The 12,414-nt window shown below is 34.1% G+C and carries 16 protein-coding genes and 1 pseudogene; 12 read left to right on the plus strand and 5 right to left on the minus strand.

The features are described 5' to 3' along the window. The 7 genes from ABJI11_RS11220 to ABJI11_RS11250 form a co-directional block, all read left to right on the plus strand. A partial coding sequence (locus ABJI11_RS11220; RefSeq protein ID WP_348352160.1) for a hypothetical protein occupies nt 1-428 on the plus strand: 428 nt, incomplete at its 5' end. 96 nt (nt 429-524) lie between these two features. Next, nucleotides 525-1,088 carry a TetR/AcrR family transcriptional regulator gene (locus ABJI11_RS11225; protein WP_348352162.1) on the plus strand — a complete coding sequence of 188 codons (564 nt, stop codon included), beginning with the start codon at nt 525-527 and terminating at the stop codon, nt 1,086-1,088. 49 nt (nt 1,089-1,137) lie between these two features. Then, nucleotides 1,138-1,584, plus strand: a complete 447-nt coding sequence (locus ABJI11_RS11230; protein WP_348352164.1) for a cupin domain-containing protein — start codon at nt 1,138-1,140, stop codon at nt 1,582-1,584. Between the two features lie 25 nt (nt 1,585-1,609). Then, nucleotides 1,610-2,356 (plus strand): SDR family oxidoreductase, encoded by a 747-nt coding sequence (locus ABJI11_RS11235; protein ID WP_276492755.1) that lies wholly within the window; start codon nt 1,610-1,612, stop codon nt 2,354-2,356. A gap of 96 nt (nt 2,357-2,452) precedes the next feature. After that, nucleotides 2,453-3,403: an alpha/beta hydrolase gene (locus tag ABJI11_RS11240; RefSeq protein ID WP_348352167.1), complete on the plus strand. Its 951-nt coding sequence runs from the start codon at nt 2,453-2,455 to the stop codon at nt 3,401-3,403. 34 nt (nt 3,404-3,437) lie between these two features. Next, the gene (locus tag ABJI11_RS11245) at nt 3,438-4,409 is read left to right on the plus strand and encodes an alpha/beta hydrolase (RefSeq protein ID WP_348352169.1); all 972 of its coding nucleotides are present in this window, start codon (nt 3,438-3,440) and stop codon (nt 4,407-4,409) included. A 35-nt stretch (nt 4,410-4,444) separates the two neighbouring features. Beyond that, complete coding sequence (locus ABJI11_RS11250; RefSeq protein ID WP_348352171.1) at nt 4,445-4,822, plus strand: DUF302 domain-containing protein; 378 nt, start codon at nt 4,445-4,447, stop codon at nt 4,820-4,822. A 41-nt stretch (nt 4,823-4,863) separates the two neighbouring features. On the opposite strand, the gene ABJI11_RS11255 is transcribed toward ABJI11_RS11250, so the two are convergent. Both ABJI11_RS11255 and ABJI11_RS11260 read right to left on the minus strand, forming a co-directional pair. Further along, complete coding sequence (locus tag ABJI11_RS11255) at nt 4,864-5,868, minus strand: sugar kinase (protein WP_348352173.1); 1,005 nt, start codon at nt 5,866-5,868, stop codon at nt 4,864-4,866. Between the two features lie 145 nt (nt 5,869-6,013). Further along, complete coding sequence (locus ABJI11_RS11260) at nt 6,014-6,544, minus strand: hypothetical protein (RefSeq protein WP_348352175.1); 531 nt, start codon at nt 6,542-6,544, stop codon at nt 6,014-6,016. A 160-nt stretch (nt 6,545-6,704) separates the two neighbouring features. On the opposite strand from ABJI11_RS11260, the gene ABJI11_RS11265 reads away from it, so the two are divergent. Beyond that, entirely contained in the window at nt 6,705-7,748 is a 1,044-nt protein-coding gene (locus ABJI11_RS11265; protein WP_348352177.1) for a ThuA domain-containing protein, read from the plus strand. 1 nt (nt 7,749) lies between these two features. Here ABJI11_RS11265 and ABJI11_RS11270 read toward each other — a convergent pair whose 3' ends face one another. After that, the gene (locus ABJI11_RS11270) at nt 7,750-8,226 is read right to left on the minus strand and encodes a nuclear transport factor 2 family protein (protein WP_348352179.1); all 477 of its coding nucleotides are present in this window, start codon (nt 8,224-8,226) and stop codon (nt 7,750-7,752) included. A gap of 133 nt (nt 8,227-8,359) precedes the next feature. On the opposite strand from ABJI11_RS11270, the gene panB reads away from it, so the two are divergent. The 4 genes from panB to ABJI11_RS11290 are packed head-to-tail and all read left to right on the plus strand — an operon-like array spanning nt 8,360 to nt 10,987. Further along, nucleotides 8,360-9,178 (plus strand): 3-methyl-2-oxobutanoate hydroxymethyltransferase, encoded by an 819-nt coding sequence (gene panB, locus ABJI11_RS11275; RefSeq protein ID WP_348352181.1) that lies wholly within the window; start codon nt 8,360-8,362, stop codon nt 9,176-9,178. Nucleotides 9,179-9,224: 46 nt separating this feature from the next. Beyond that, nucleotides 9,225-9,692, plus strand: coding sequence for a signal peptidase II (gene lspA / locus ABJI11_RS11280; RefSeq protein WP_348352183.1), 468 nt, complete (start codon nt 9,225-9,227; stop codon nt 9,690-9,692). 34 nt (nt 9,693-9,726) lie between these two features. Then, complete coding sequence (locus ABJI11_RS11285; RefSeq protein WP_348352185.1) at nt 9,727-10,425, plus strand: RNA pseudouridine synthase; 699 nt, start codon at nt 9,727-9,729, stop codon at nt 10,423-10,425. Nucleotides 10,426-10,456: 31 nt separating this feature from the next. Further along, on the plus strand, nt 10,457-10,987 hold the full coding sequence (locus ABJI11_RS11290) for a DUF4252 domain-containing protein (RefSeq protein WP_348352187.1): 531 nt from the start codon (nt 10,457-10,459) through the stop codon (nt 10,985-10,987). 9 nt (nt 10,988-10,996) lie between these two features. On the opposite strand, the gene ABJI11_RS11295 is transcribed toward ABJI11_RS11290, so the two are convergent. Together ABJI11_RS11295 and ABJI11_RS11300 are read right to left on the minus strand one after the other, a co-directional pair. After that, on the minus strand, nt 10,997-11,857 hold the full coding sequence (locus ABJI11_RS11295) for a DMT family transporter (protein WP_348352189.1): 861 nt from the start codon (nt 11,855-11,857) through the stop codon (nt 10,997-10,999). 14 nt (nt 11,858-11,871) lie between these two features. Beyond that, nucleotides 11,872-12,414, minus strand: a pseudogene (locus ABJI11_RS11300) (hypothetical protein); the annotation flags it as partial.

Here is a 12,414-nt window from a genome sequence, read left to right on the forward strand (position 1 = left end):
ATCAGGCTATTATAATCTTAACAGGCATATTAGGTGCCACCATGACATTTTTTGTTAGTCACCGTTTCAACCAAGGTCCGGTTAGAGCTTCTGCCCTGTTATCACTTATTATTGGTTTGTTCTTTTATTTTTACCCTAATACTTTAAATCCTTATTTATCAGGTAACATTCCTGTTGTTTTTATTGGAACCTCTTTTATTGGAATGATATCAACAACTACCAAAAGAAGCTATGTTCATTTGACTATAGCAGGTTTGCTTTTTAGTATTATATATATAAATAAGAATAATCAATTTGACGGTTTTGGCGGTGCTTTGGGTGCTCTTGCCTTTATAGCCTTACTCATAACCTTTGCCTTTTCGTTCGCCTTCACAAAAGGCATACATAGATTAAAACTATTATTAAAAGTCAAAAAGAAAAATAGATAATCTTTTAAAAAGGCATTTTATCCTTTATAAAGTACATTTAAAACGAAAAATAGACAGACTTGTCTATTTGGTAAAATATTATGCTATATTTGCCTCATGAAACATGCCGAAGTACGAAATAGAATTACTGAAACCGCCTCTGATTTATTTTATAGGAATGGTTACAATTCTACTGGAATAAATCAAATTATTGCAGAAGCAGGCATTGCTAAGGCTACCTTATACAATCATTTTAAATCTAAAGAAGAAATTTGTCTAGCATATTTAAAACACAAAAATGTAAGTTTTTTAAAGGACTTTGAAGCGTATACTACATCAAAACCAAAAGGAAAGGAACAATTGCTAGCTATTTTCGATTTTCTTCAATTATTTTATCAAGAAAAAGATTTTAATGGTTGTTGGTGTATAAAAACAGTATCTGAAATACCTAGGGACAATGAACTTATTAGATACGAGATTCAGTCACAAAAAAACGATTTCATTGCCCTTATCATCAAGTTGATACATACTAATCTTGAAAATATTAAGGAAGCACAAGTAAATTCCTTGGCACGACAAATCTATTTACTTTATGAAAGTGCTGTGGGCGAAAGTCACCTACATCAAGAAGATTGGCCTATTTTAGAATCTAAAAATTTATGTGAAAAAATAATATCCTAAAAAAATTTATGCACCAATAGACAGACTTGTCTGTCTTTATTTAACAAATATGAAGAAAGAAAATATTACAAACAACGCACACTCAAAAATAGAATTAGGTGCGTTTAAAGATTTAACGGCAAATACATTTCAGCCTAGTCCTGATTTTAAAATTGAAGGAAAACGCTTTGTAAAAGATGAATTGGGCCTTACCGGAACAGAAATGTCTTTCAACACCATGCTACCCAACACCGCCATTTCTTTTTTACATAAACACAAAGAAAACGAAGAGGTCTACATAGCTATAAAAGGGCAAGGTCAAATGATCCTTAATGATGTTTATGTTGATATGACTGAAGGAACTGTTATTAAGGTTGCTACAGATACAGAACGTGCGATAAGAAATAATAGCAATGACCTTTTTAGCTATATCGTAATACAGGCAAAAGAGAATTCTCTTGAAAATAGTACGGTATCTGATGGATACGGAATAGAAAAAAAACCAAATTGGAATTAATCAATAATTATAAATAAAAAATAAAATGGAAAACTTAGAAAACAAAGTAGCCTTAGTAATTGGTGGAACTAGTGGAATTGGTAATGCAACAACAAATGCATTGTTAGCAGGTGGTGCTACAGTGCACGTTGTAGGTAGAAATACCGATAAAATTGCAGATGCTCCTAATTTAATCAAGCATACCGCAAACATCTCTAATACTGAGGAAGTTGAAACCTTACTATCAAAAATAGACGCATTGGATAATCTCGATTATTTGGTAAACGCCTCTGGTATTTTTGGCCCTAAACCATTTTTAGATCATACAATGGAAGATTATAATTCATACTTAGATTTAAACCGAGGATTTTTCTTCATTACACAAACTGCTGCTAAGAAAATGAAAGCTACCAAAGGTGGTTCTATTGTTAACGTTGGTTCTATGTGGGCTAAGCAAGCAGTAAAAGCTACACCATCTTCGGCATATTCTATGCAAAAAGCAGGTTTACATTCCCTTACACAACATTTAGCTATGGAGTTGGCTGAAGATAACATTCGTGTAAATGCAGTATCTCCTGCCCTAGTGAATACGCCGGTATATCATGGTGTTTTTGGTGGTGAAGAAGCTGCTAAAGAAGCCTTAGTTGGTTTCAACGGTTTTCACCCAATTGGGCGTTTTGGTGAGTCTGAAGATATTGCTAACAGCATCTTATTCTTATTGTCTGACAAAGCTTCTTGGGTAACTGGTGCTATTTGGGATACCGATGGTGGCGTAATGGCTGGTAGAAACTAAAAATTTATAAAATTAAAAGCCATAGCCTTTGAAAGAGGTTATGGCTTTTTATCTCATTCGTGAGCGATAACGTTCACAACTATTAAAATTCATATTATGAAAAATTTCATTATCACTTTAAGCATTGTACTCTTTTCTTTTAGTCTATTAGGGCAAACGGCAGCTGAAAATAATAAAACGAACACAAACAATTTAAAATACAAAACAACCACTGTTGACGGAGTTACGATTGCTTACAGGGAAGCTGGTAATGCTAATAACCCAACGATTGTTTTACTACACGGTTTTCCGGCATCTTCGTATCAATATCGAAAAGTACTAAATCAGTTAGCTGATGAATACCATTTGATTGCTCCTGATTATCCAGGTTTTGGAAATAGCGATTTTCCTGACCCAGAAAACTACACATATACTTTTGATAACATAGCCACAACAATCAACTCATTTTTAGAGCAACAGCATATTGATTCTTATGCTATTATGATTCAAGATTACGGTGCTCCTATAGGTTTTAGGCTAGCCACCGCTCACCCAGAAAGAATAACCGCTATCATAAATCAAAACGGTAATGCATACGAAGAAGGTTTAGGCGAAGCTTGGGCTGGTATCAAAAAACTTTGGAAAAACAGAACACCACAAACAGAAGAGGCTTTATTACCTGCCTTTTCCTTAGATGGTTTAAAATGGCAGTACACCCATGGCGTACGCGATACAGAAACTGTAGACCCAGACACCTATAACTTGGATTTTTATAGATTGAGCAGACCTAAAGCGCATGCAGTAAACCTAGATTTGTTTTATGACTACCAAAACAACGTAAAACTATATCCTAAATGGCAACAATATTTAAGAGACAATCAGCCACCACTATTGATTGTTTGGGGAAAGAACGATGCCTTTTTTCCTGAAAGCGGTGCCGAGGCTTTTAAGAAAGATGTGAAAAATATTGATTACAATATTTACGACACTGGGCATTTTGCTTTAGAAGAAGATGGTGATGCCATTATTAAAAAAATAAGAGGTTTTATGCGAAAGCTAAATAAATAAACGACCATATATTTACAAAACTTAAGCTATACCTATGAAACACTATGTTACCCTAATTATATTAACGCTTACGTTATTTGCATGTAATGATGCAAAGGAGCATAAATTAAACGCACAAAAAACGGAATATGTTTTACCTCCTGCAACAACCTATAATTACGCAAAGATTGATAGTGTACAGCTTTTCTACAGAGAAGCTGGAGATATCACCAAACCAACAATTGTGCTATTGCACGGTTACCCTTCGTCTTCCCATTCCTATAGAAATCTAATTCCAATGCTGGCAACCCAATACCATGTTATTGCACCAGATAATTTAGGCTCTGGTTATAGTACTCATTTAGACCCTGAGACCACTACCTATACATTTGATTTGTTGGCTTCATATTCCGAAAAGCTTCTTAATCACCTAAAAATAGACAAGTATGTGATGTATATGCAAGATTTTGGAGCTCCTGTTGGGTATAGAATGATGATGAAAGACCCTAGTAGAATTACAGCCTTAATAGTCCAAAATGCAAATGCTTACTTAGACGGATTAACACCACAACGACAAGACTTTTTTAGAACTGCACAAACAGATAGTTCTAAAGAAAAATATGATTTTTTGTATAGCTTAACTGGCAAAGATGCTATTATCAATAAACAATATTTATTTGATTTGGATAGCACAAACATCAACATTCAAAGTCCGGATGCGTGGGTGCACGACCTTGCCTTTTTAACTTCAGATAAAGACCGCAAGATTCAAGTACAGCTTTTTCAAGACTATAACACCAATTTATTACGTTACCCAAAATGGCAAAAAATGCTAAAGGAAACTCAACCAAAAACGTTGATTGCTTGGGGTAAAAAGGATTTAAAGTTTAATTACAAAGGTGCAGAAGCTTACCTTAAAGATGTACCAAATGCTGAATTACATTTGTTGGAGGCCGGTCATTTTGCAGCTGAGGAAAAAACTAGAGAAATGGGAAAGCTCATTTTAGATTTTTTAAGTAGAAACTAAAACACATTATCAAATTATATAACAAATAACGACTCATGAAAAGTGCCATACTCTCAAAATCAATCAATGCGCCATTTACTGAAGTTTATGAAACAATCCGGAACAACGTTTTATCTAGCGGTTTTCTATTACTTCATGAAATAGATACACAAAATATAGTAAGTAAACACGGGGTTGTCATTAAGCCTTTAAAACAACTATTATTTTTTCATCCCGACTATATTCAAAAAATTACAGCGCAAGACATCTTAGCTATTAATGAAATTCCGATTAAGATTGTTGTTGCAGAAGAGGATAATGGCTCTATAAACGTTAGCTTCCCAAATCCCGTACTAAATTTGAGTGAATACCATCTAGAACACGGTATGGCAAAAGAGTTATTGGAACGCACCTTAAAAATTATCGATATTTGATTAAGCCGACTTAATGACCTTGAGTAATTCTATGTATTGGTTTAGCGTACAAACCTGCCCGAAATATTACCCTCAATAATTCTAACAACATCATCGACATTACTATAATTTACATCACCTTCATAAGTATGTTTTAATGCGCAGGCCGCACATGCAAACAACATAGCCTTGTAATCATCGTAATGCTGTAAACCATATATAAGACCTGCAGCAAAAGCATCTCCTGTACCTATACGGTCTACTATGTGGGTGATATCCAAATCTTCGGTTTCCCTAAATTCTTTACCGTTCCACATTCTTGCCCTGATTTTATGCCAAGAAGCATTTAAAGAAGTCCGTATTTTATCGAACACTTTTTCAATGGAAGGAAACTCTTTCATAAGTTCTTGGCTTGCTTCTTTGAAATCTTCATTGGAGTAACTGTAATTTGTACCCAACACCTCATTTATTTCGTTGATACCACCAATGAAAATATTTGAATAGTGCAACAACTCGGTCAAAGCTTTTTTAGGATCTTCTCCATAATTCCAAAGGCCACTTCTATAGGTAGGATCTGCCGAAACCGTTATTCCCTTTTCCCTAGCCAATTTCAACCCTTCTTTTAAAGTATCATTGGCACCTTTTGTTAATGCCGGTGTTATTCCGGTCCAGTGCATCCAATTTCCTTTTCTTAGTGCTTTTTCCCAGTCTACCATTGCGGGCACAATTTCAGAAAATGAGGAATGTGATCTATTATATGATATTTGACTAGGTCTCATAACTGCCCCTACTTCTAAAAAGTATACACCCAAAGGTCTTTTAGAACGCACGATTGAGGAAGTACTTACCCCAAATTTTCTGATATATGATATAGCAGTATCACCAATGAAATCTTCAGAAACTGCACTAATATGCTTTACGTTACCCCCAAAATTAGCAATGGATATACCCACATTCAATTCTGTACCACCAAAATAAAATTCTGCAATATTAGATTGCATAAACTTTTTGTTGCCTCTTGGCGATATGCGCATTAGTACTTCGCCGAATGTAATTATTTGACCCATTTTCTAATTTTTAACCTAAAATAACCATTGAGAAATAAAAAAACCATCGTTCTTAAAAATATCTCAAAACAGCACCGAATTGAGTATTTTTAAGAAAAATGGTTATCCTTTAAAGTTGTAGTCACCTACTCCTTTAAAGAACAAATTATTTTCCAGACTTCTCCCCTACAAAATGGTCACTTTTTGCTTTAAAAAGAACATTAAAAGTGGTTAAGCTTCCATATATTCTAGTAATGTATTGTTGTAAATCTATTTTCTCTTGATCATCTAAATTCTTACTTGAATTTATTTTTTGCTCCATGACACGTATACGGTCACGTACCATTACTATTTTATGAAAAAAAGTATTGATCGGGATTTCCTTATTGCTCATCCCAGCTTCACCTGGCTCTAAAATTAGATTCCCGCCTTTCCATTTATCCGCAATTGCAACGCGTTGCGTAGCATCACTCCACTTTTGTAAAATAGAGACTAAAGAGCTCTCTACATCAAAAAAGCTAACCGTGTCAATTTCACCATCTATAGACTCTATTACTTCAAAATCAGAATCTACTTCTATAGTCTCCAATCCCTTATCCATAAACGTTACCCAATACATATTGCTAGATACGTTTGTAATAACGCCTTTTCCATATTCAGCATGTAATATTCTAGAGCCTATACCTAATATTTTCATTTTTTACAGTTTTAAATTTATGCTAATTTAATAGCAGTTTTTATCTATCGCAAAAGAATTCTATTTTTTACCACATAACTTATTCTTCTCATTTTTTTGCCATCTTAACTTGTTCATGTACATTTAAAGCAAACATATTATATCCATAATAAATTCCTTTATGAAATATTTAATTGCAGTTGTTCTATTATCCATTAGTATGGTTTCATGCGGCGAGAAGAAGAAAGAAGTAGTACAAAACGAGCAAGCACCTGTAAAATTAAAAGCATTAATTATTGACGGAACAAACAATCATTACATCTGGCCTAAAACTACCATGATGATGAAAGATTATCTAGAACAAACAGCTGTTTTCACTGTTGATGTACACCGAATGGATTCTGTTTGGCTAGGAATGAAATACAACCAAAACAGACCGGAAAGCTATAATTCATTTATAGAAACTTATCCACTTAATGATAAGACCTATAATTTATCTGATAGCCCAATTAAAACATCGACTTTTAAATTTGACTTTAACGACTACGATGTAATCATCTCTAACTTGGGTGAAAATTCCCCACTATGGCCAGAACAAACCAGGAAGAATTTTGAGGAATATATGAAAAACGGTGGCGGTTTGGTTGTAATTCATGCAGCTAATAATGCTTGGGGAGAATGGGAAGAATATAATAAAATGATTGGCCTAGGTGCATGGGGCGGTCGTGATGAGAAAACCGGACCTTATGTTTATTACAATGAAGCTGGCGAATTAGTAAAGGACCCTTCTGAAGGAGTTTGTGGTTCTCACGGACCTGAATATGAATTTGTTTTAACCACAAGAACACCAGAACACCCTATAATGAAAGGTATTCCTGAAAAATGGTTACATACGCCAGATGAAATGTACGAACGCATGAGAGGTCCATTTGAAAATGCAACAATATTAGCGACCGCATTTGCTGACGTGGAAAAAAATGCACCACCATGGGACCCAAATGTAACAGGCTTAGGGCAAAACGTTCCTCAACTTATGACAATCAACTATGGTCAAGGAAGAGTTTTTCATTCTACACTTGGACATTTTGACTATTCAATGGAATGTGTTGGGTTTATTACTACTTTACAAAGAGGTGCAGAATGGGCGGCTTCCGGACAAGTTACACAAGAGCTACCTAAAGATTTCCCCTCTGCCGACGCTACTAGTTCACGAACTTGGAAATAGATTATTCGCTTTTAGCAGGAGCAGAATCACAATCTTCTCTTCTTCTAGAATCAACCAAATAAATGATTTTCCAAGCTTCTTTTTCTTTAAATAGCTGAAATGAATTAACACCGCAATGACTAAATTCACCATTGTACCAAAATTCATACGGTGCCCAAACATGAGCCATACCGCCATCTATTTGAATTTTATAATCTAGTATCTTTTCATGAAAGGGTATAGAATCTGGCGTGGTTATCATGAAGTTTATTAAATCATTAAAATTTGTATTTTGAACAATCATATTACCTAGTACATTTAAATTTACCATTTGCATTTTTACATCGGTATCTACAACACCTTTCATTGCAAATTCATTTTTACCATTTAATGCGTAAAAAAAAGTCTCAACGGCGTACTTAACTTTTACTTCTTCATCTATTTGTGCATTAATTACATTTACATATAAAAATAGCAATAGCAAAGCGAAATATTTCATAGGTCCTTATAAAAAGTTATTTGCAGTAAAAATAAACAAATTCTAAAAGAACACTTTTAAATGGATTCTAATTAGGTAGCGCTAATTCTCATTAAAACTCCTTACTTTTATGGCTCTTAATCAATAATAGAATATGTCTGTAGCTAAAAAAGAATATAAAAGAGTCACGGTAAAATCATTAGTGGAAATGAAGAAAAATGGAGAGAAAATTTCCATGCTTACCGCATATGACTATTCAATGGCCAAAATTGTTGATGCAGCCAAGGTAGATGTAATTTTAGTTGGTGATTCTGCCAGTAATGTAATGGCCGGGCACGAAACAACACTGCCTATCACTTTAGATCAAATGATTTATCATGCATCTTCTGTTATTAGAGCTATTGACAGGGCTTTGGTCGTTGTTGACCTACCTTTTGGAAGTTACCAAAGCGATCCTAAAGAAGCTTTACGTTCAGCCATTAGGATTATGAAAGAAAGTGGTGCCCATGCCGTTAAATTAGAAGGTGGCGCAGAGATAAAAGAGTCGGTTAAAAGAATTCTTGCTGCAGGTATACCTGTTATGGGGCATTTAGGTTTAACCCCACAATCTATCTATAAATTTGGAACATATACGGTTCGTGCCAAAGAAGAGGAGGAAGCTGAAAAGCTAATGGAAGATGCAAAACTACTAGAAAAACTAGGATGTTTTGGTTTGGTACTAGAAAAAATACCTGCTCAACTTACCAAAAATGTTTCTGAAAGCTTAACCATACCTACTATAGGAATTGGCGGTGGAAAGCATGCTGACGGACAAGTATTGGTTGTGCACGATCTTTTAGGAATGACCCATGAATTCAACCCTCGTTTTTTACGTAGATATATGAATCTTTACGAAGAAATGGGTAATGCGATTTCTAATTATGTTAGTGATGTAAAGAGTCAAGATTTCCCAAATGACGAAGAGCAATATTAATAAATAATATACTTTTTTGAGGCGTTCTAAAAACTTTAGTAAGTTCTTGATTCTAATCATTGTTTTAATGACGGTTGGTTGTGATCAGGTATCTAAAGAATTAACTCGCCAAAAAGTAGAACCAGAAGGTTTTATACCTGTAATTAAAAATCATTTAATTCTAACAAATGTTGAAAATACAGGGGCAATGTTAGGTTTTGGACAAGACTTCTCACCTATTTTAAAAAGATTGCTTCTACAGGCGTTACCAATGTTATTGTTATTGATAATGCTCTACAGAATAATGAGTAAACCAAACTTAAATCTTTTATTGCTTGTTGCGTTTGCCTTGGTAATAGGTGGCGGACTAGGAAATTTAATTGACCGTATTGCATATGGTTCTGTTACAGATTTCTTTCAAATTAGGTTAGGTATTTTTAGAACGGGTATATTCAACATTGCAGACGTCGCCGTTACTATTGGTGTTTTTATGTTTGTATTTTTGATAGCAAGAGGAAAGAAATTGGCAATTTAAGTAGTTTAAACGATTAATAAGATAAGACAGAAATTTGTCAAAAAAACAACATTCTACCGTAGATAATCTTCAAGTATTATTAGAAGACAACCATTTGATTGTTATTAATAAACGTCCTGGAGATATTGTACAAGGCGACAAAACCGGAGACATACCATTAAGTGACACTGTTAAGGCTTACCTTAAAAAGAAGTACAACAAACCGGGCAATGTATACTTAGGTGTTGTGCATCGTTTAGACCGCCCGACATCTGGTATTGTAGTTTTTGCCAAAACATCTAAAGCATTACCTAGGTTAAATAAAATGTTTGCTGAAAAGGACGCCAAAAAAACCTACTGGGCTATCGTAAAAAACGGTCCTAATGTTCCAGAAAAAAGACTGGTACATTATATGAAGCGAAACTCAAAACAAAATAAATCTTACGCTAACATTAAAGAGGTTCCTGATAGTAAAAAAGCAATTTTAACCTACCGAATTTTAAAAAAACTAGATCGATATTTTCTTTTGGAAGTTGATCTTGAAACTGGTCGCCATCATCAAATTAGATCACAGCTTACTGCAATTGGCAGCCCTATAAAAGGGGACCTAAAATACGGTTTTAACAGAAGTAATGCCGATGGCAGCATACATTTACATGCCAGAAAACTAAGATTGATCCATCCTGTAAAAAAAGAGCCCCTAGAAATAATTGCTCCTCCGCCAAATGACCCCATTTGGAATGCGTGTTTTTAAATTTCTTACTTTTAGTACAAACACTATAACCATGTTAAAGAAATTTTACGCCCTAAGTTTATTCTTGGTGATTACATCTTGCGGCAGTTACAATTCTATTGATACTTTTTATAATGCCCATAAAAACGATAATCAAGTAACAGCTGTTCGTGTACCCCAATTTATGTTATCTATGATCAGTGAAATTTCTCCTGAGATGAAAGCTATGGTTGGCAATGCTAAAGATTTAAGATACATGCAGTTTCCAAGTAAAACTTCTAGTAAAACTCAATTTTTAAATCAGCAAATGAACGGAATTACAGAAAATTCTTTTATTGAAATTTTTAGAAAGAATGACGATTTAAAACGTAACGTTGTTTCAATTAGGGAAAAAAAGAATTTGGTCAAAGAAATACTGATTTATAATAACGACAGCCAAACCGGTTCGTTTTTATACTTCAATGGTGATTTTGACCCTGTTAAAGTCAGGGAAATGGCAAAAAACGAACAGTTTACTAAATTTGGAGATAATATCATCAATCAGTTCGGAGCCGGTACACCAGGTATTAATTCTCAAAATTAAATCAAAAAATCAAGTTGGTTTTTTTGAACGGATACTTTCAATTACCACAGAACTTAAAATCAATATTCCACCCAAAACAGTAGTCCCTTTTGGTATTTCAGATAGAAAAATAGCTCCTATTAAAATACCATAAACTGGCTGTACGCTGCTTAAAATGCTTACTGTAGTAATATTAAAATGTTTGAATGTCATTAAAAACATGGTATGACCTATAGCCGTTGTTAATACCGCAAGTGCAACCAATACTTCCCATTGATTAAGTATTGCATCTGTTGGTATGGTAAACAAAAAAGGAAATAAAATTATCCCAACTATTGCAGTCTGATATGTCATCAGCATTGAACCGTTATATTTTGAAACTTTTTTCTTTAATATAATATTACGCAGGGCATATGCCAGGGCTGAAAACACTCCAAAACCAATAGCTATGGTATATGAATTTTCAAAATCTAAAGTAGGGCTTAGAAAATACATTCCCGTGAGCACTAAAACAGCAAGGAATAAATGCACCAACTGAAACTTAGTCTTAAGAAGTATAGGTTCTAAAAACGCCGTAATTACCGGATAGGTAAATATAGATAGCATACCAATTGCCACATTCGATAATTTTAACGCATAGAAATAAGTTACCCAGTGAACACCCATTAATATTCCACTAAGAAAAATTACGGGAATATCTCTGCTATCTATTTTTAAACTGAACCCTTTCCATTTACAGTATAGAAACAATGCTACAAAAGCCAATATTGCCCTAGCCCCTATTGCCACAGGTACAGGCAATTGAACATAACGACCTAGAGCACCAGATGTAGCTATAAAAAGCATGGCAAGGTTAATTTCCAATAAGTGTTTCAGGTGATTATTATTCATCCCCATAAAATAACCTAACGTGATTTTGCCAACGCTTTTTCTCGCATAATTTGAGAAACCGGTTTATTCTGTAAATGACTTTCTAACCAAGATAAAATATCTAAATACAAGAAAGCTCTTTTTTCATACGGATGATCCTCGTACTTTTTAAGTTCGTTGTACAACTTCTGAAATTCTGCTTTTAACTGGTTTGGATATATACCGCCTAAACTTCTAAGAAACTTTATCATCTCTTTTTGAACTGCATGCATATCATCCATCTTCAAAAGAAACTTATACGTACTTTTTAATTGAACTTCTAAATGATAGTCCATACCCGCCTCATAATGAGCAACTAAACTTAATACACGTGCAAAACACATTAAGTCTTCACGCATTTTTAAATTCTTATTTTCAATAATCTTTTTTAAATATTGAATACAAGTTTTATTATCTCCAATACCGAAATACAAACATGCAATTTTATAGTACAGTACCATCACATGATGAACATCTATTCTATCGCGATGCTTATTTATACCATATTCAATAATCTTCACCAAGTACAGCCCTTTCTC

It is taken from the genome of Maribacter sp., from assembly GCF_039968975.1.
Lineage (GTDB): Bacteria > Bacteroidota > Bacteroidia > Flavobacteriales > Flavobacteriaceae > Maribacter.